Source organism: Pelagibacterium sediminicola (genome assembly GCF_003390885.1).
Lineage (GTDB): Bacteria > Pseudomonadota > Alphaproteobacteria > Rhizobiales > Devosiaceae > Pelagibacterium > Pelagibacterium sediminicola.
Genome location: NZ_QMEL01000002.1, coordinates 594028 through 612371 on the forward strand (window position 1 = coordinate 594028; position 18344 = coordinate 612371).

The following is an 18344-nucleotide window of genomic DNA, read 5'->3' on the forward strand; positions in this document are numbered from 1 at the left end:
TCGCCATTGAGTTTTATTTTCCTCCGTCGCTTTCCCGGCGAAAGCCGGGGAAGCGAAGGGAGAGGCAGGGGCGCGGGCGCGGTTAATAAAAAATATGCGCGCCAATAGTGGCGACCGCCACATAGGCCGAGGCCCATTGCGGTTCCACGCTGGTGGTGTGGAAGTGCAGCGCTGTGGTCAGACCGTCCTCGTGCCGCTTGCCGCGCAGGTATTTATCATAGGCGATCGAGGCGAGGAGGTGGGATTTGACCCAACTCTGGCGATCGATGCGGTTGCCGTGCCCGCCATCGTCGGGCCGCCCGTCGCAGGCAAAAGAGAACTGGCAGCGGTTGGGCATATGCGCGTTCTGGAAGACGACGCCGCAGACCGTATCGGGGTATTGCCGCGATTCGACGCGGTTGAGGATGACCGAGGCCACTGCCCATTGCCCCTGATCGGGCTCGCCGCGCGATTCGTGATAGACCGCTTGTCCAAGGCAGTGAACTTCGCTTGCCGCGAACGCCTTGCGCTCCTCGGTCAGCCGGAAATCGGGCGAGGCCACGTAGCTGGCGACCAGGTCAGGGGTCAGCGCTTCCTGGGCGAGCGGCGCGGACAGAGCCGCCAAAGCCAGCGGCAACGCAAGCGCGGCCGCTTTCGCGCCGCGCAAAATTCCACCTATGGCGTTTCCACCCAGCGCCATCCCGATTGTCCCAAGCCCTTGTTCTTGCACCGCACCTCGAACGGGCGCGGCCTGCCCTGTTGCATCGCTTTTTAACCAAAGCTTAGTATTAACGCGATGTTAAGCTTAATCAATGGTTAACGGCGCCCTTTACGGCGCGATAGGGCTCAATAAGGGTCCGGGATTAGCACCGGCTTGTGCCAAAGGATGGCATTTTAGCGAAATTGGCGCGGTCGGTCACACGACCACGATACCTGAATGCTTGGCCTTGTGCTCGGGCTCGACATGGATGGTGACGCGGGCGCCATCTGTTGCGGCCTTGAGCGCGGCTTCGATCCGGTCGCAGATTTCGTGGGCGGTCTCGACGCTCATTTCTCCCGGCACGACGAGGTGGAACTCGATGAAGGTCGCCGGCCCCGCCCGCCGGGTGCGGATGTCGTGAGCCTCGATCGCCCCTTCGGCGTTGGTCTGGATGGTCTGGCGCACGGTTTCGAGGTCCTCGGGGGGAAGCGCTGCGTCCATCAGCCCGCCCACCGAACGCGCCACCAGAAGCGAGCCCGACCACAGGATGTTGAGCCCGACCAGAACGGCGATCAGCGCATCGAGAATCATCCAGCCCGTCAGCAGCGCAGCGGCCAGCCCCACGATGACCCCGAGCGAGGAGAGCACGTCGGTCCACAAATGATGGCCGTCCGCCTCGATGGCTGGGGAGCGCAGCTTTCTGCCCTGGCCGATCAGCACCGCGCACCACGCGCCATTGATCGCGGTGGCAGCAAGGACGATGGCGGCGCTTTGCACATCGAGCGCGATCGGGTGCGGATTGGCGATGGCCTGCCAAGCCTGGTAAAAGATCGCGAGGGCGGCGATGAGGATGAATACACCCTCGAGCACGGCGGAGAAATACTCGGCCTTGTGATAGCCATAGGGGAGCGTCGCATCGGCCGGCCGCGCGGCGAGCCGCACCGCGATCAGCGCGGCAAAGGCAGCCACGACATTGACGATGCTTTCGAGCGCATCCGAGAGGAGCGCGACCGATCCCGTGATCTCCGCCGCCCAGAATTTGAGCGCAAGAACCACAAGCCCGACAAGGATCGAGCCGATGGCAAGACGGATCGGGGTAGGTTTGAACATGACGTCGTCCGCGCGGGAAGCAGGGTGTGAACCTTCCTTACGTGCGCAGGCGCACCTTGTCTATCCCCTTGTTTTTACTTGCAAATGCTATTGAGAACCAGTTGCATCACCGGGGCTGGATGCAAGCTGGAAACGGGCATGCTCGAGGCTGTCGATTACCGCATGGCACAGCGCCCTGATGTCCTCGGTGGGGTCGACGAGATCGGGCACCATGACCGTACGCATGCCCGCTGCATGGGCCGCACGAACCCCGGCCAGCGAATCCTCGAACGCCACGCAATGACGGGGCGCGGCGCCCAGACGGCGGGCAGCGGTAAGATAGGGTTCGGGGTGCGGCTTGGGGTTACTGACGTCGTCGCGGGTGATGATCGTATCGAAATGCTCGAGGATTCCGGCGCCGCTCAGATGGGTTTCGGCGTGGGCGCGCCGGGAGGAGGTGGCAACCGCGAGCGGCACCCCTTGCGCACCGAGCGCTGCAAGCAGGTCCGCGGCACCCGGCTTGAGCGGCACCGGGGACAAGGCCACTTTCCTGTGCATGTGGCTGCGGCACATATCATCGAACAGGGCATAGGGAAAGCTCACCCCATAGGCCTCGACCAGCAGCTTTTGCGTCGCCTCGTGGGAACTGCCGACAATCGACTTGTGGACGAGGTCGGTCATCTCGAAGCCGAGTTCGGCGCACACATCGAAAACGATGGTGCGGAACACCGCTTCGGTATCGAGCAAGGTGCCGTCCATATCGAAAATGACGGCGTCGAAAGGATCGGAAAAATAGAGCATGGATCGCTGGAAAGGCTTCGGACAGAAGAAGCACTCGTTCCTATCACGCCCGGGCGGAAAGGTTAAGGGCTCCTCCTTTGGGGCGTTATTGATCCCCCATCTTGAGCGCCTTGATAAAGGCCTCTTGCGGGATTTCGACCTTGCCGAACTGGCGCATCTTCTTTTTCCCCTCTTTCTGCTTTTCGAGCAGTTTTCGTTTACGCGTCGCGTCGCCGCCATAGCATTTGGCAGTCACGTCCTTGCGCAGCGCGCGCACCGTTTCGCGGGCGATGATGCGTCCGCCGATGGCGGCCTGGATGGGGATGACGAAGAGGTGGGCGGGAATCAACTCCTTGAGCTTTTCGCACATGATGCGCCCGCGATATTCGGCCTGCGAGCGGTGGACCAGCATCGAAAGCGCGTCGACCGGCTCGGCATTGACCAGAATCTGCATCTTGACCAGATCGCCGGGGCGATGGTCGGAGAGCTGGTAGTCAAAGCTCGCATAGCCCTTGGAGATCGATTTCAGCCGGTCGTAGAAATCGAACACCACCTCGTTCAACGGCAGGTCGTATTCGACCATGGCCCGGTTGCCCACATAGGAGAGGTTGGTCTGGATGCCCCGCCGCTCCTGGCAGAGCTTTAAAATCGCGCCGAGATAGTCGTCGGGCGTCAGGATCGTCGCCTTGATCCACGGCTCGCGGATTTCGGCGATCTTGACCACCTCGGGCATGTCGGCGGGGTTATGGAGCTCGATCTGGCTGCCATCGGTCATCTCGATTTCATAGACCACCGAAGGCGCGGTGGTAATGAGGTCGAGATCGAATTCGCGCGCCAGCCGCTCCTGGATGATCTCGAGGTGCAGAAGGCCAAGGAACCCGCAGCGGAACCCGAAGCCCAGCGCCGCCGAGGTCTCCATCTCATAGGAAAAGCTCGCATCGTTCAGCCGCAGCTTGCCCATCGCGGCGCGCAGGTCCTCGAAATCGGAGGCATCGACCGGGAAGAGCCCGCAGAACACTACCGGCTGGGCAGGCCGGAAGCCGGGGAGCGGCGCGTCGGTCGGCTTTCTGTCATCGGTGATGGTGTCGCCCACATTGGTGTCGGCGACTTCCTTAATGGAGGCGGTGAAGAACCCGATTTCGCCGGGGCCAAGCTCGCCCACATCGATCAGCTTGGGGGTGAAGACGCCCACCCGGTCGAGCTCATAGGAGGCGCCGGTTGCCATCATGCGGATCTTCTGGCCCTTTTTGATGCGCCCGTCGATCACCCGGATAAGCACCACGACGCCGAGATAAAGGTCGTACCAGCTATCGACCAGCAGCGCCTTCAATGGCGCATTCTCATTGCTCTTGGGGGCGGGCAGGCGCTCGACGATTGCGGCGAGCACCTTGTCGATCCCCAGCCCCGTTTTGGCGGAAATCTCGACGGCATCGGACGCGTCGATCCCGATCACGTCCTCGATCTGCTGCTTGACGCGCTCGGGCTCGGCGGCGGGCAGGTCGATCTTGTTCAGGACCGGCACGATCTCGTGATTGACCTCGATAGCGTGATAGACATTGGCCAGCGTCTGCGCTTCCACCCCCTGCGCGGCGTCGACCACCAGGAGCGAACCCTCGCAGGCGGCGAGCGAACGGTTCACCTCATAGGCAAAGTCCACGTGTCCCGGCGTATCGATGAGGTTGAGCACGTAATGCTCGCCATCGGTGTGCTCATATTCGAGCCGCACGGTCTGCGCCTTGATGGTGATGCCGCGTTCGCGCTCGATCTCCATGGAATCGAGCACCTGCTCTTTCATCTCGCGCAGGTCGAGCCCGCCCGTCATCTGGATGAGGCGGTCGGCAAGCGTTGATTTCCCGTGGTCGATATGGGCAACGATCGAGAAATTGCGGATGTGGCTCAAAGGGGTTCTGGACGGCTTTGTCATGGCGCCGCTGATAGCAGGAAACCCGGGGCGTTTGGAAGATGGTTTATTACCCCTTAAGCGCGCCCGGCAGCAGGCAGCGCAAATATCATTCCCCCTTTTCCCGAGCGGCAAGGATGCCGCCGCTACCATCGGGTTTGTCGAATTCCGGACAATCGCCTATATCGGGGGAAAATTCATGGCCACACCGGTTTTACGGCAGGCATTGTGATCGGGAACGCATGACCGGGACGGCACGCTTCGAGCGCAGGACCATGACGGGCGACGGTGTCGAGATCGTCTGGTTCGATCATGGCCAGTCGGACGGCCGCCCCTTGATGATCGTCCACGGCATGGGCGCGGGGGCCGACCAGTTCGACGCCGACGCACGGTTCTTTGCAGGCCAGGGGTTCCGGGTCATCGTGCCCGATCTGCGCGGTCATGGCCGCTCGGGGCGGGCGCCCGAGGCGAGCTACACCATCGAGCGCATGGCCCGCGACCTTCTCGAAATCATGGACGATGCCGGATGTGAGGCGGTCGATTATGTCGGCAATTCGCTGGGCGGCATTTTGGCGCTTTTTCTCGTCAAGGACCATGCCCGACGCTTCCGTACGCTGACGACATTCGGCACGGCCCCGGCGCTCGGTTTGCCGAGAGTGACACCCTCACTCCTCCCGCTCACCTACCGGTTGATGGGCAAGCGCGCCGTGGGCTGGGTCGCGGCGCGCGGTACCACCCCGACCGCCGAAGGGCGCGCCATCATCGGCCCCCTTGTGCGGGACTTCGACCCCACCGTTGCGCTGGCCGTGGGGAGAGCCGTGCACCGCTATGATCTCACCGCCAATGCACTGGGTTTCGAGGGGCCTTATCTCATCATCCGCGGCGCGCGCGACAGCGCGGTCAACCGCGCGCTCGATCCAAAGCTCAAGGCGCTGGAGCAACGGCCAAACGTCACGGTGGTTCGCATGCAAGGCGCCGGCCATTGCGCCAATCTCGACCGGCCCGATGCGTTCCGCAAAGCGGTTCTGGAATTTATCGAGAGATAAAGTCGCTCAGCCGTTGCCGATCAGTGCCGCGATCTCGGCGCGCAGGGTGTCGATCCCCTCGCCCTTTTCGCTCGAGGTCACGATCAGTTCGGGATGGGCAGCAGGGCGCTTGGCGATGAATTGCGCCGTTGCGGCCAGCACCGCATCGAGCCCCTTTTGCGGCAGCTTGTCGGCCTTGGTCAGCACCACCTGGTAGGAAACGGCGGCCTTGTCGAGTTCGTTCATCACCGTTGCATCATTGGCCTTGGGCCCGTGGCGCGCATCGACCAGCACGTAGACGCGCCGCAAATTGGGGCGCCCGCGCAAAAACTGGTGGATGAGTCTCGTCCATTTCTCGACGACGGGCTTGGGCGCCTTGGCAAACCCGTAGCCGGGCATGTCGACGATACGGATGCCGCCCTGTTCGGGCGCGAAAAGGTTCAACTCCTGCGTGCGCCCCGGGGTGTTCGAGGTCCGGGCCAGCGCGCGCTGGCCGACCAGCGCGTTGATGAGCGAGGATTTGCCCACATTGGAGCGCCCGGCGAAGGCCACTTCTATTACGTTATCGGCCGGCAGGTCCGATACGCGCACACACCCCTTGAGGAACACCCATGGGCGCGCGAACAGCAGGCGGACGGTTTCGGCGGGATCGGTCATGGTGCACCAGAAGCGGGAAAGGCCGGTTTCCCGGCCCTTCCTGTTGTCTTGATCAATCCGCAGCCTTGGGCTTGCGCTTGAAGCTGTTCTTGATGTTGCCCAGAAGGTCCACCTCCACGCCATGGCGCTTCATGATGACCCATTGCTGGATGACCGAAAGGAAGTTGTTCCACGCCCAGTAGATGACCAGCCCCGCCGGGAAGGTCGCAAGCATGAAGGTGAAGATCACCGGCATGAGCGAAAAGACCATCGCCTGGGTCGGATCGGCCGGGGGCGGGTTGAGCTTCATCTGCACCCACATGGTAACGCCCATGATGAGCGGCCAGATGCCCACCTGCAGGAACGGACCGATGACCGGCACGATGGTGGGGTCGTAAGGCAGAAGACCGAACAGGTTGAAGACCGTCGTGGGGTCCTGGGCCGCGAGGTCCTGGATCCAGCCAAAGAACGGGGCGTGCCGCATTTCGATGGTGACGAAAAGGACCTTGTAGAGCGCAAAGAACACCGGAATCTGGATCAGGACCGGCCAGCAGCCCGAGACCGGATTGATCTTTTCTTTCTTGTAGAGCTCCATCATCGCCTGTTGCTGGGCGGCGCGGTCGTCCTTGTACTTTTCCTGAATCTCCTTCATCTGCGGCTGCATGCGCCGCATATTGGCCATCGAGGCATAGCTCTTGTTGGCAAGGGGGAAGAAGATCGCCTTGATCATCACCGTGACCGCAAGGATGGCGAGCCCGAAATTGCCCAGGAACTCGTAAAGCAGCCGGATGAGATAGAACATGGGCTTGGTGATGAAGTGGAACCAGCCCCAGTCGATCAGGAGCTCGAACCGGTCGATCCCGTGGCCCTGCTCATAAGCATCGATGATCGATTCGACCTTGGCGCCGGCAAAAGCGAGGCTCGTGTGCTCGGCGGTGGCACCAGCCGGCACGGCAACCGCCGACTGGGAAACGAAATTGGCGCGATAATCATTGCCGTTTCCGGCGCGCGGGGTGTGGAAGAACCGCGCATTGATCGTCTCGTCCTGACCGGGAATGATCGCGGTCGCCCAGTATTTGTCGGTAAAGCCCAGCCACCCGCCGGTCGCCGCGTAATCGCGCTGGCCGTCCCCTTCGAGATCGCCATAGCTCATCTCGATGAGATTGGCATCGCCCAAAACCCCGATAGGGCCTTCGTGCAGGATGAAGAAATTCTGCGTCCGGGGCGTATAGAGCCGCATGATGCGCGAATAGGGATAAAGCGCGATCTCGGCGGCGCCGGTGTTTTCAACGCTCTGGGTGATGGAGAACATATAGCTCTCATCGAGCGCGATGGTGCGGCGGAAGACAAGACCTTCCCCGTTGTCCCAGGCAAGGGTCACAGGGGTTTCAGGCGTCAGGGTCTCCCCGGTCTCGAGCGTCCACATGGTCTGGCCGTCCGGCAGCGCGATCGCGCTTCCCGCCGGGGCCACCCAGCCCTGTTCGAGGAAATAGGGTTCGGGCGAACCGGCCGGGGACAACAGCGTGATGGTGGGGCTGTCGTCGTCGATCGTCTCGCGGTAGCGCAAAAGATGCAGATCGTCGATCTGCGCCCCCACGAGATTGATCGAGCCGGAAACCGCCGGGGTCCGGATGGGAACGCGGGGGCTGGCGGCCAGCGCGGCATCGCGGGTTGCAAAGCTGAGAATGTCGGTCGAAGAGGACGTTGCGGCCCCCGCTCCCGGTTCGCCCTGGGGGGCGGCGATATCGAGCCCGTCGCGCGCCACCTCGCCGGCGGCCTGCTGCTCGGCGGCAGTCTCGGCCTGGCGCTGGGCCTGTTCGAGCTGCGGCCCGGCGATGAAGAATTGCCAGCCAAAGAGCACAGCCATGCTCAGGACGATGGCCAGGATCATATTGCGTTGGTCGTTCATGGCTCTACTTCAACACCCGCTCGGCCCTTGCGTGGTTTATCGGGCCGTTCAACCTTGTGGATACGCCTTATCGAAGCGGAGAGGTCCTCCACCAGCGCAGCAAAGGGTTCATTTAAGGCCTCGCGCCGCCCGATCAAGACATAATCGTGTCCTGCGGCAAGCTGGCCGCCGGTTTTTGCGACGGCCGCGCGCAGCCGGCGCCTGATCCTGTTGCGCGCGGGCGCGTTGCCGGTCTTGTTGGTGACCGTGAACCCCACGCCCGGGCTGTCTTCTCCGACCCGCACCGCCTGCAACACAAAGCCGCGCCTGGCAACTTTCGTGCCCCGCGCGGCTTTAAGGAACTGCGCCCGCTTTTTGAGGCGTCTTAACGGTAATGCCGGGGTGTCCGGCACGGCGCCGACAATTACGCCGAAAGCTGGCTGCGGCCCTTCGCACGGCGGCGGGCCAGGATGATGCGGCCGTTCTTAGTGGCCATGCGGGCCCGGAAACCGTGGCGGCGCTTGCGAACAAGATTGCTCGGCTGGAAAGTACGCTTCATGGGTCTTTACCGCGCGCGCCGGCGCGATCCTCTTGATAAAAAACTTGCGTTGGTCTTTTTCGACCGCTTCGGTCCACCAAAGAGCAAAGGCATGACGCCCGCTGCCATGGCAAAGGTTGGGCGGCTTATAGGTAAAAGGGAACCTCAAGTCAATCGAGCAGATGGCCTGCGCACCGATCAGGCCCCGACTGGTCAGCCCCGGCGATCTACGCTAGATAATTTGAGGTTCTGATGGAAACGGATGACGTTCTGGCTTCAGTCGTGACCCGGAACGGTTTGCAATGATCCCAATTTCAAGAGCGGCGCGTCGAGGGGGCCGGAAGAACGAGTGGCAGTTGCGGAAAAATTCGACCTGTGCGTGATCGGCGCGGGTCCGGCCGGGCTTGCCGCCGCCGAAAAGGGGCTCGCGCTCGGCAAGACGGTGGCGATCGTTGAGGCCGTCGAGATGGGCGGGGTGGCGCTCAACTGGGGCGCCCTGCCCGCCATGGCGCTCGCTGCCTCGGCGCGCCGCGCCCTCGATATCCGCAACGCCGCCGAGTTCGGCATCGGGGCTGACGCCCCGCGCATCAATTTTTCGCGCCTCAACGCCCATATCAAAACGCTGATCGAGGAAGCCCGGCCGCAAAGCTCGGCTGAAAGGCTGGCGGCGCTGGGCGCCGAGATCATCCGCCAGCCCGCGATCTTTACGGGACGGGCAGCCATTATGGCGGGCGAACGGCGGATCGGGGCGAAAAAATTCATCCTCGCCACCGGCTCGCGCCCCTTCGTGCCCGAAATCCCCGGTCTCGATACGGTCGCCTTTCTCACCCCGGAAACCGTTTTCGAGATCACCCGCCGCCCCGGCCATCTCATCGTCATCGGCGCGGGAGCGACGGGCCTGATGCTGGCGCAGGCCCACCGGCGGCTGGGCAGCGCGGTAACCGTCATCGACATGCTGGTCCCGCTCGGGGACGAAGATCCCGAACTGGCCGGCCTGCTCACCGCCCGGCTGGAAGAAGAAGGGATCGAGATCATCGCCAATAGCGGCATCGTCTCAGTGGGTGGCGAAGAAAACAACATCGCGGTGATCGTCAGGACCGGCCCCGAGGAGCGCAGCATAGAGGGCACCCATCTGCTGGTCGCGACCGGGCGGACCTCGAACCTCGATACCCTCGATCTGGGCAAGGCGCGCGCCCGGGGCGGCGGGAACGGACCGATACTCGACAAAATGGCGCGCACCTCCAACCGCCGCATCTATTGCGTGGGCGATGCGGCGGGCACGCGCTCGGTCCACGCCGCGCGCTTCATGGGTGCCTGGACGGCGAACCACGCCGTTGGGGGCCGGCTTGGCCTTTTGCCCCCCCCGGTGCTGCCCCGGCTCATCGCCACCGACCCTGAAATCACAGCGATCGGCCTCACCGAAGCCCAGGCCCGTGCCCGCTACAAGGACCGCTTCACGGTTCTCCGCCATGGCTTTGCCGGACTCGACAAGGCCCGTGTCAACCGGCGCGAGGACGGGCACATCAAGCTGCTGGTCACCAGCAGGGGCAAGATCGTGGGGGCAGGGCTATGCGGCGAGGGCACGGGCGAGATTGCGGGGATATTGGGGCTGGCGATGGCGCAGGGGCTGACGCTGTTTGACCTCGAAAACCTCCTTGCCCCCTACCCGGCCCTCTCCGAGATCGTGCCACGCATGGCCGCCCAATACGCCTCGACCCACCGGCAGCCACCCTTCTGGCGAGCTGTCGGGGCGCTTAAGCGTTTGTTGCCATAGAAAAAATCCCCCTATAGGCTTTCATGATGACGCGCGATGGCAAAAAGGTTGGGGGGCCGGTAAGGGGTTTGTCCTTCAAACTCATCACCGCCATCGCCTTTGTCATCCTGCTCGTCGAAGTCGCGGTGTTTTTCCCTTCGCTCGCCAATTACCGGGCAAGCTGGCTCGACGACCGGCTGCGCATCGGCGGGGTGGCGGTGCGGGTGTTCGACGCGGTGCCCGACGTCATGGATCTGCCCGTCGAGATCACCGATCCACTGCTGCAATCGGCGGGCGCGCTCGCCATCGTCTACCGCCGGGCCGGGCAGACCGATCTCATCGCCATCGAGGGCGCCACGATGCCCGCCGAAGCCCATCTCGCCGACATGCGCGACCGCAACCCTGTCCGGCTGATCATGGATGCCACCGAAACGCTGTTGTTGGGCGGAGACCGCATATTGCGCATCGTGGGCGTGCCGCCCGGCGCCGGGGACGTGGTGGTCGAGGTGCTGATGCCCGACGGACCACTGCGCGCCGACATGCTCACCTATTCGGGCAATATCCTTGCGCTTTCGCTGATCATTGCCGGGGTGACCGCCATCGTCATCTATGTGCTGGCCGAAAGCCTGCTGATCGCCCCGATCAAGCGGTTGACCGCCAATGTGCTGGCCTTCCGCAACAATCCCGAGAACGGCACCCTCATTATCACGCCCGATCCGGACCGGGACGACGAGATCGCCGTACTCGAACAGGCGCTGGCCGATACCCAGGCCGAACTGTTCTCGATGCTGCGCCAGCGCCGCCATCTGGCCGATCTGGGGCTGGCGGTCGCCAAGATCAACCACGATCTGCGCAACATGCTGACCTCGGCCCAACTGCTGTCCGATCAGGTGGCGACGCTGGACGACCCCAAGGTGCAAAGGCTGGCGCCAAGGCTCGTCAACACCCTCGACCGGGCCATCGGCTTTGCCCAGTCGGTGCTCGACTATGGCCGCCAGCAGGCCGGACTGCCCCGGCCCCAGCCGGTGGGCGTGCGGGCGCTTGGTTTTGAAAGCGCGCTTGCTGCCGGTCTCGCCGGCCATCCGGTCATCCGGTTCGACAACCGGGTGGGCGACGACATCGTGCTCGAGCTCGATCCCGACCATCTTGGCCGCGTGCTGGTCAATCTCATGAAGAACGCGCGCGAGGCACTCGAGGCGGTGGACGGGAAGACCACCGGCCCCACCGTGACGCTTGATGCCGAACGCTCGCCCGGCCGGACGCGGCTCTTCCTTGCCGACAACGGCCCGGGCCTGCCGCCCCGGGCCCGCGAAAACCTTTTTGTCGCCTTTGAAGGCTCGGCCCGCGCCGGAGGCACGGGACTGGGGCTGGCCATCGCGCGCGAACTGGTGACGGCCAATGGCGGCGAGTTGACCCTGCTCGAAACCACCACCGGCGCCACCTTCGCCCTCGATTTTCCCACGCCCACCTGCGCCTGAACGGTACGGCACAGCACCCCAACACCCCGGCAGACTTTCCCCTTTGCAAGCCGCCGTCCACTTATTCCCAAAACGCTCGCACCGACACTTGCATTGCACGCCAACCCGGTATAAGCGTTCCCCCTGCCGCCGGGGACCACCCCATCAACCGGCACCGCGCGCCCGTAGCTCAGCTGGATAGAGCACCAGACTACGAATCTGGGGGTCAGAGGTTCGAATCCTTTCGGGCGCGCCATAATTACTTGATTTTATTGAATTTTTTGAACGTGACGGGAAGTATCATACCGGCCATGTTTTTTAATTATGCCGGTTTTGGCTAAGAACTCCTAACAAAACCGTTCTGTTGCTCTGAAGCATATGATTGCGGCAGCGATGACGAGGAAAGCGCGATAGAGATCGGCATGGCGTTCGTAGCGGACGATCAACCGCCTAAACTGGTTGATCCATGCGAACGTCCTCTCCACGACCCATCGGTGCTTTCCGAGGTGGCTGCTGGTTTCGACGCCGCGCCTTGCGATGCGGGGCGTGATGGAGCGGGCGCGCAGGTCGCGGCGGCAACGGTCGAAGTCGTAGCCCTTGTCGGCATGGAACTTGGCGGGTCGCTTGCGGGGCCGGCCGCGCTTCTGGCGCACGGGATGGACGGCCTCGACGACGTCGGTCAGCGCCATGCTGTCGTGCCGGTTGGCTCCGGTCAGGACGAGAGCGAGAGGGATGCCGGCGCGGTCGACCATGATGTGGCGTTTGGCGCCCGGTTTGCCGCGATCGGTCGGGTTCGGGCCTGTCGCATCGCCCCCCTTTTGGCGGGAACGGACGAGGCATCCACCGAGGCGCGCGACCAGTCGATCTCGCCGGCCAGATTGAGCCGGTCGAGCATATGGCGATGCAGCTTGTCCCACAGGCCCGCATTCTGCCAGTCGCGCAGCCGGCGCCAGCAGGTCATTCCCGAGCAACCGGCGACCTCAAACGGCAGCCGTTCCCACGGGATCCCGGTGTAGAGCACAAACAGGATGCCGATCAGCGCATCGCGGGCTGCAACCGGCGGACGACCGCTCTTCGGGCGTGCAGCGGGAACAGGCATCAGCGGGGCGACCTCTGCCCACAAATCATCAGGAAGGAGTTTCTTAGCCATGCCAGAAACTCGACCATCCATGGTTAACAAAAGGTTTTGTTAGGAGTTCTTAGGCCGACATGCTGTCGAGCCATGCGGCGGCCATCGATCCGACGGCCACGGCAAAGACGTTCCGGGTGATCGAAGCCGACGACCCCGATTCCGTATTTGAGTATCTGGACACGGCCTCAAGCCGCGCGGGCATCTACGCCCTGTCGCAAAAGCTGGCCCTGCCCAGGATGGCGATCATCGGCCTTGGCGGCACGGGTTCCTACGTCCTCGACGTGGTGGCGAAAACGCCGGTCCATGGGATCCATCTTTTCGACGGCGACCATTACCTCCAGCACAATGCGTTCCGCTCGCCCGGAGCCGCGACGCTTGCCGAACTGAAGGCCGCGCCGAAAAAAGTCCACTACTTCCGCGACCGCTATGCGCCGATGCGCCGGAACATCGTGGCGCAGGATTTTCACATCGACGCCGCGAATGCTGACTGCCTCGACGGGATGGTGTTCGTCTTCCTTTGCGTTGATCGCGGCGATGTAAAGCGGCCGATCATCGAGAAGCTGGAGGCCCTCGGCATCCCCTACGTCGATGTCGGGATGGGCATCGACCTTGTGGACGACAAGCTGCAGGGCATCGTGAGGACGACGACGTGCACCGCACGCATGAATGCGCACGTCCGCGACAAGAAGCGCATCGGCCTTTCCGCCGGCGCGGCCGATGACCTGTACGCCAAGAATATTCAGATTGCCGACCTGAACGCGGCGTTGGCGGTCATCAAGTGGAAGAAGCTGTTTGGCTTCTACCTCGATCTGGATGACGAACACCATTGCACCTACACGCTCGACGGCAACATGCTTCTGAACGAGGACAAGCCATGAAACAGCCCATCGTCCTCGACACGGAATTTGTCACGAGCGTCCCGGACCGACTCGCCGAGCATACGCTTTACGTGTCGATGGAATACGCCACGGTCGCGCATAAATGCTGCTGCGGCTGCGGCCTGGAAGTGGTGACGCCGCTCAGCCCGACCGACTGGAAACTGACCTATGACGGCGTTTCGGTGTCGCTTCATCCTTCGATTGGCAATTGGAGCTTTCCCTGCCGCTCCCACTACTGGATCGATAAGGGCAAGGTCCGTTGGGCGGGTAACATGACCCAGGAGCAGATCGACGGCGTCCGCGCCCACGACCGTCGCGCCAAAGCCCGTTATTTCGACCAGTCGGAACAGGCTGCCAAGCCGACTCGCTCCGCGCCGCCCGCCAAGCCGAAGAGCGGATTCTGGTCGTGGCTCTCCCGTTTGTGGTCCTGATACGGGAAGGCCCCTGATTTCGCCGAGGTTGCGTCAGGATGCGTTCTGGCGCTGACCGGGCCGAACACCCCCTGAAGGCCATACCGCATTCCCCGCCCCGCAATCGGGCCGGAATCGGCATGGCTGTAGCGGCCCGGATTGTCAGGCCGGAGCGATAGCAGGCAGCCCGGCGAGCGGGTCGGTTTTTATAAGGGAGCAGAAAACGCCGTCCATGCAGCGCATGGCCCATTGCTGAACCGGAATTTGAGGGCAGTTGCCCTTTATATAACCCTTGAACCTATGTTTCTGTGACGCCGCTGTCGCCCCTGCATTCCGGGCGCTGCCGAGCCATTTTTGCCGGTGATGGCGGGCGATCAGCGGATCGCACAGCCGCACGACCAGCCCGACGCACATGCGCGAGCGCGCCCCGGCAATCACATCGACCGCGATATAGCCTTCCCGTTCGAGCGGGCGGAGATAGCGTTGCACCGTGCGGCGGCAACGGCCGAGCGCCCGCGCGGGGTATGTGACTGTCACCGCCAGCGAACGGCTGTCCCGGTCCTTGCGGTAGGTTTCTTCGGCGAGCTTGCGCGCACAGCGCCGCGCGCCGTCGCAGAGATTGGGGTCGTCTTCGAGCCGCGCCGCCAGCTCCGGCACATAGGCCCCGCTATCCTTCGGCACCGGTCGCCGTTCCGGCTCGTGCGCCCGGTAGCGATGACAGGTTTGCAACGAGCGGGCGCGGCGTTCCGTGTTGACCGGAATTGCCGTGACCGGCGCGGGCGCACTGCCCTCGACGATTCGGGTTTTCAGGTGCCGGTGCGCGTCCACGAAGGCGGATTGCGCGCAGGCGTTTTGCATAGTCATGGTTTTCTCCCCTATCGGTTCGGAGAAAACCCGCAGAAAATCAGGGCGCACGAAAACATCGCAAAAATTACTTGCGTGATTGTAACTGTTTTGAGATATTTGGATTGCTGATTTCACAAATATCTCTATCTAACGAACGGCCCGACTCTGGTGGATTTTCTTTTTGTTAGGGGAATTTTCCTCGTAAGTTGTTGGAATAGATTGCGCGAGGTCGGAATCGACCACCGCAAATTGTCCGCAATGTACGGCGCTATGGCAAGTTTGTTCTGTCAGCCAAGTATTCACGCGGCTTTCGGAGCGCCTTTTTTCAAAAGCGCAGCCAGCATTGCCCCGAATCGTCCCGAGCGGCGCATCTTCATTCCGAATAATGAACACAGATAGCTACCAGAAAGCGCGCCTGTTGCTATCTGGTAGAACAAAAAACTATCCGGCCTCTTTCAAATACTCGTTTGGTATTTGATAACTATCTGGTATTTTTAATTAGTTATACGTTTCGACTATTTACATAGTGAGAGTGCATGCCCGTCATTTCTTTTGCAAATCCAAAAGGGGGAGCCGGAAAGACAACGTCCGCACTGCTGTTGGCCGGTGAATTGGCCGGAAAGGGCGCGCGCGTCGCCATTATCGATGCCGACCCCGAACGGTGGATCTCCCAGTGGGGCCGGTTGCCCGGCAAGCCCGCAACCATCGACATCATCGCCGAGGTCAGCGAGGACACCATCGTCGATCACATCGAAAGCGCCGCGAAGACAGCCCAGTTCGTCATCGTCGATTTGGAAGGCACGGCGAGCCTTATGGTCGCCAACGCCATCGGCATGTCGGACCTCGTCATCATTCCCGCGCAGGGCGCGTCGATGGATGCAAAGGGCGCGGCCAAGACCATCAAGCTGATCCGTAACCAGGAGCGCATGGCCCTGCGCACTATCCCGCACAGTATCCTGCTGACGCGCACCAGCGCCGCCATCACTTCGCGCGCCTTGCGCAATGTGCCGGACCAGCTCGACAAAGCGGGCATCGACGTGTTCTCCACCTCCATAGTCGAACGCGCCGCCTTTCGCGACATCTTCGATTTTGGCGGCGTGCTGGCGGGTCTGTCCAACGCACGGGTCAGCAATATCGACAAGGCGCGGGAGAACGCGCGGGCCTTCGCGGGTGAGGTGATCGCCAAGCTCAAGAGCACGGCAGTTGTCGGAAAGGCAGCGTAACATGGAACGCCAGCGCACCGATCTTGGCTTCGCCGACTCGCTTGACGATTTCGATCCATCCGAATGGCTGCCGCAGCCGGTAGTTACCGCCAACGACAAGCCGCCGCAGGCGGAAACGAAGAAAGCGGCGGCGGCCGCCGGATTCCGCAGCCGTGAGCCGCAGCCGGCGGTCGAGGCCCGGCCTGCCGAACTGCCGCGGCGCCGCCGCACCGGGCGCAACATGCAGCTCAATCTGAAAGCCCGGCCCGAAACAATCGCCGCGTTCTGCGCCATCGCCGACAGCCAGGGCTGGGGTCTCGGCGAGACTCTGGAACATGCGGTCACCCTGCTGGAGCGCGAAGTTGGCCCTGCCGGCTGGAAAGGCGGGGGCTAAAGCCCCCGACCCGGTCCCGCTGCGATGGCGCGGGAGATATTCTCCAGCGTGGCCAGGTTGTTCCGGCGCTCCGGGGTGCCGGTGGCGGTCCGCGCCAAAGTCTCGGTCGCCTGCCGGAACAGGGCGCGCAGTTCGGCTTCGGTGCGGGATTGCAGTTCGGCGATGGTCATCAGCTTGTTCATCTTCTTCCTCCTTGTTCACGCGGCCCCGGTCATCAGAGCCATTCCGTGCTTGCCCAGACACACAATCGGCACGGGGATGGATCGCCATGACTGGCGGCCAAAGAGGACATGAGGGAGACGGGGACGAGCTTGTGATCCGTCGTCAGGCTGAAATCTCCACCAAGTCGTAAAATGCGGGCGCGTCCGGCAGGCCGGACCGGGCTCTGGTGTTTGATCCCGGACTTTGATGGTGCAATCTTGTCGCCGGAATGGAAGGATGCACTATGGGCCAAATTCTACACAGCAGCACCACCACGACAGAGGCGATCCGTCGAGCGATACAAAATAGTGAAGAGAGCCTGAGAGTGCTGGCCAAGCGCTACGGGATCAACCAGAAGACGGTGGCAAAGTGGAAGAAGCGCACCTCTCCAGCCGATCTGCCGACCGGGCCGAAGGAGCCGCGCTTGACGGTCCTCTCGGTCGAGGAGGAAGCAGTCATCGTGGCTTTCCGGCGCTATACGCTGCCGCCGCTCGACGACTGCCTCTACGCCTTGCAGCCGACAATCCCGCATCTGACGCGCTCGTCATTGCATCGCTGCCTGCAGCGCCATGGCATCTCCCGCCTGCCCGATGTCGAAGGCGACCGGCCGGCAAAAAAGAAGTTCAAGGCCTATCCGATCGGCTACTTCCACATTGATATCGCCGAGGTGAGAACCGAGCAGGGCAAGGTGCACATGTTCGTCGCCATCGACCGCACCTCCAAGTTCGCCTTCGTGGAACTGCATGAGAAAGCCACCACCGCCGTCTCCAGAGACTTCCTGCTTGGACTGATCGCGGCCGTTCCCTACAAGATCCACACCGTGCTCACCGACAACGGCATCCAGTTCACCACGCCCGGCGCCGGTGGCTCGGCGGTGCCGCTGATCAAGGAGGCAATCGCCAATGGCGAAACTTTCCGCGCTCACGCCTTCGAATATGCCTGCGCCAGGAACGACATCGAGCATCGCACCACCAAGGTTAAGCACCCATGGACCAATGGCCAGGTTGAAAGGATGAACCGGACCATCAAGGACGCAACCGTCAAGCGCTTCTACTACGAGAGCAACGACCAGCTCAGGCAACACCTCGCAGACTTCGTTGCGGCCTACAACTTCGCCCGCAGGCTCAAAACCCTCAAGGGTCTCACGCCTTACGAGTTCATCTGCAAGGCGTGGACCTCACAGCCCGAACGCTTCACCGTCAATCCGCTCCACCAAATGCCGGGACCAAACACCTAGCTCCAAGGGGCAACGTCATGATCGCGGCGAGCGTCTTGATGCGTGGATCGATCTCGGCGGCAACGAGCGAGAAGCCGCCCGAACCGCAGACACCTATCACACCGATCTTGTTGCGATCCACTTCGGGCTGGATGCCGAGGAAGTCGACAGTCGCCGAAAAACAGTCTGCGAAGATTTCAAGCGAGGAAATCCGGCGCGGTCCGCCACCGCTCTCGCCGCCGAACGTCAAAGTGATGAAGCCGTGCTCGGCCATCGTCTGGGCATAAAAGCCGACAGTCTATTCCTTCAAGCCACAATAG

The 18344-nt window shown here is 62.5% G+C and carries 22 protein-coding genes and 1 tRNA gene; 10 read left to right on the forward strand and 13 right to left on the reverse strand.

Annotation, left to right across the window (positions count from 1 at the left end; genetic code table 11):
• Positions 1-82: 82 nt before the first annotated feature.
• From DQG18_RS06055 to lepA, 4 genes are all read right to left on the reverse strand, one after another.
• The gene (locus DQG18_RS06055) at positions 83-679 is read right to left on the reverse strand and encodes a cell wall hydrolase (protein ID WP_116653318.1); all 597 of its coding nucleotides are present in this window, start codon (positions 677-679) and stop codon (positions 83-85) included.
• 216 nt (positions 680-895) lie between these two features.
• Complete coding sequence (locus DQG18_RS06060; protein ID WP_116653319.1) at positions 896-1789, reverse strand: cation diffusion facilitator family transporter; 894 nt, start codon at positions 1787-1789, stop codon at positions 896-898.
• 87 nt (positions 1790-1876) lie between these two features.
• The gene (locus tag DQG18_RS06065; RefSeq protein WP_116653320.1) at positions 1877-2569 is read right to left on the reverse strand and encodes an HAD family hydrolase; all 693 of its coding nucleotides are present in this window, start codon (positions 2567-2569) and stop codon (positions 1877-1879) included.
• A gap of 85 nt (positions 2570-2654) precedes the next feature.
• Positions 2655-4472 (reverse strand): translation elongation factor 4, encoded by a 1818-nt coding sequence (gene lepA / locus DQG18_RS06070; protein WP_116653321.1) that lies wholly within the window; start codon positions 4470-4472, stop codon positions 2655-2657.
• Here lepA and DQG18_RS15995 point away from each other — a divergent pair.
• Positions 4471-4680 (forward strand): hypothetical protein, encoded by a 210-nt coding sequence (locus DQG18_RS15995; protein WP_157970024.1) that lies wholly within the window; start codon positions 4471-4473, stop codon positions 4678-4680. The genes lepA and DQG18_RS15995 overlap by 2 nt on opposite strands.
• Positions 4681-4690: 10 nt before the next feature.
• Positions 4691-5494 (forward strand): alpha/beta fold hydrolase, encoded by an 804-nt coding sequence (locus DQG18_RS06075; RefSeq protein ID WP_157970025.1) that lies wholly within the window; start codon positions 4691-4693, stop codon positions 5492-5494.
• Between the two features lie 6 nt (positions 5495-5500).
• On the opposite strand, the gene yihA is transcribed toward DQG18_RS06075, so the two are convergent.
• Genes yihA through rpmH form a run of 4 tightly spaced genes read right to left on the reverse strand, consistent with a single transcriptional unit; the run spans position 5501 to position 8556 of the window.
• Positions 5501-6130 (reverse strand): ribosome biogenesis GTP-binding protein YihA/YsxC, encoded by a 630-nt coding sequence (gene yihA / locus DQG18_RS06080; RefSeq protein ID WP_116653323.1) that lies wholly within the window; start codon positions 6128-6130, stop codon positions 5501-5503.
• A 52-nt stretch (positions 6131-6182) separates the two neighbouring features.
• Positions 6183-8018, reverse strand: a complete 1836-nt coding sequence (gene yidC, locus DQG18_RS06085) for a membrane protein insertase YidC (RefSeq protein ID WP_116653324.1) — start codon at positions 8016-8018, stop codon at positions 6183-6185.
• Entirely contained in the window at positions 8015-8410 is a 396-nt protein-coding gene (rnpA, locus tag DQG18_RS06090; RefSeq protein ID WP_116653325.1) for a ribonuclease P protein component, read from the reverse strand. The genes yidC and rnpA overlap by 4 nt, the downstream gene beginning before the upstream one ends.
• An 11-nt stretch (positions 8411-8421) precedes the next feature.
• Positions 8422-8556, reverse strand: coding sequence for a 50S ribosomal protein L34 (gene rpmH, locus DQG18_RS06095; RefSeq protein ID WP_116653326.1), 135 nt, complete (start codon positions 8554-8556; stop codon positions 8422-8424).
• A 328-nt stretch (positions 8557-8884) separates the two neighbouring features.
• Between rpmH and DQG18_RS06100 the strand changes: the two genes are divergently transcribed.
• From DQG18_RS06100 to DQG18_RS06110, 3 genes are all read left to right on the forward strand, one after another.
• Positions 8885-10309 (forward strand): dihydrolipoyl dehydrogenase family protein, encoded by a 1425-nt coding sequence (locus DQG18_RS06100; RefSeq protein WP_116653327.1) that lies wholly within the window; start codon positions 8885-8887, stop codon positions 10307-10309.
• Positions 10310-10377: 68 nt separating this feature from the next.
• Complete coding sequence (locus DQG18_RS06105; RefSeq protein WP_157970026.1) at positions 10378-11766, forward strand: sensor histidine kinase; 1389 nt, start codon at positions 10378-10380, stop codon at positions 11764-11766.
• Positions 11767-11924: 158 nt separating this feature from the next.
• Positions 11925-12001, forward strand: a tRNA-Arg gene (locus tag DQG18_RS06110).
• Between the two features lie 91 nt (positions 12002-12092).
• Here the strand turns inward: DQG18_RS06110 and DQG18_RS06115 are convergent.
• Positions 12093-12895, reverse strand: a protein-coding gene (locus DQG18_RS06115; RefSeq protein WP_116653329.1) for an IS5 family transposase whose coding sequence is annotated in 2 segments (ribosomal slippage) — positions 12093-12565 and positions 12565-12895 — 804 coding nt in all. Because the reading frame shifts where the segments join, the coding sequence is not laid out codon by codon here.
• Between the two features lie 59 nt (positions 12896-12954).
• Between DQG18_RS06115 and DQG18_RS06120 the strand changes: the two genes are divergently transcribed.
• Together DQG18_RS06120 and DQG18_RS06125 are read left to right on the forward strand one after the other, a co-directional pair.
• Positions 12955-13755 carry a ThiF family adenylyltransferase gene (locus DQG18_RS06120; protein WP_116653330.1) on the forward strand — a complete coding sequence of 267 codons (801 nt, stop codon included), beginning with the start codon at positions 12955-12957 and terminating at the stop codon, positions 13753-13755.
• On the forward strand, positions 13752-14186 hold the full coding sequence (locus DQG18_RS06125; protein ID WP_116653331.1) for a ubiquitination-like system serine protease family protein: 435 nt from the start codon (positions 13752-13754) through the stop codon (positions 14184-14186). Before DQG18_RS06120 ends, DQG18_RS06125 begins: the two co-directional genes overlap by 4 nt.
• A 141-nt stretch (positions 14187-14327) precedes the next feature.
• On the opposite strand, the gene DQG18_RS06130 is transcribed toward DQG18_RS06125, so the two are convergent.
• Both DQG18_RS06130 and DQG18_RS16000 read right to left on the reverse strand, forming a co-directional pair.
• The gene (locus DQG18_RS06130; RefSeq protein ID WP_157970027.1) at positions 14328-15146 is read right to left on the reverse strand and encodes a hypothetical protein; all 819 of its coding nucleotides are present in this window, start codon (positions 15144-15146) and stop codon (positions 14328-14330) included.
• A 164-nt stretch (positions 15147-15310) separates the two neighbouring features.
• Entirely contained in the window at positions 15311-15448 is a 138-nt protein-coding gene (locus DQG18_RS16000) for a hypothetical protein (RefSeq protein ID WP_157970028.1), read from the reverse strand.
• 99 nt (positions 15449-15547) lie between these two features.
• On the opposite strand from DQG18_RS16000, the gene DQG18_RS06135 reads away from it, so the two are divergent.
• Together DQG18_RS06135 and DQG18_RS06140 are read left to right on the forward strand one after the other, a co-directional pair.
• Entirely contained in the window at positions 15548-16234 is a 687-nt protein-coding gene (locus DQG18_RS06135) for a ParA family protein (protein ID WP_116653333.1), read from the forward strand.
• Between the two features lies 1 nt (position 16235).
• Positions 16236-16607 carry a stability/partitioning determinant gene (locus tag DQG18_RS06140; RefSeq protein ID WP_116653334.1) on the forward strand — a complete coding sequence of 124 codons (372 nt, stop codon included), beginning with the start codon at positions 16236-16238 and terminating at the stop codon, positions 16605-16607.
• On the opposite strand, the gene DQG18_RS06145 is transcribed toward DQG18_RS06140, so the two are convergent.
• A complete protein-coding gene (locus DQG18_RS06145; protein WP_116653335.1) occupies positions 16604-16789 on the reverse strand; it encodes a hypothetical protein in 186 nt (61 codons plus the stop codon). The two genes, DQG18_RS06140 and DQG18_RS06145, sit on opposite strands and share 4 nt — an antisense overlap.
• Before the next feature lie 263 nt (positions 16790-17052).
• Here DQG18_RS06145 and DQG18_RS06150 point away from each other — a divergent pair, with 263 nt between their 5' ends.
• On the forward strand, positions 17053-18045 hold the full coding sequence (locus DQG18_RS06150; RefSeq protein WP_116653336.1) for an IS481 family transposase: 993 nt from the start codon (positions 17053-17055) through the stop codon (positions 18043-18045).
• Here the strand turns inward: DQG18_RS06150 and DQG18_RS06155 are convergent.
• Positions 18008-18298, reverse strand: coding sequence for an alpha/beta hydrolase (locus DQG18_RS06155; protein WP_245958380.1), 291 nt, complete (start codon positions 18296-18298; stop codon positions 18008-18010). The two genes, DQG18_RS06150 and DQG18_RS06155, sit on opposite strands and share 38 nt — an antisense overlap.
• Positions 18299-18344: the final 46 nt, after the last annotated feature.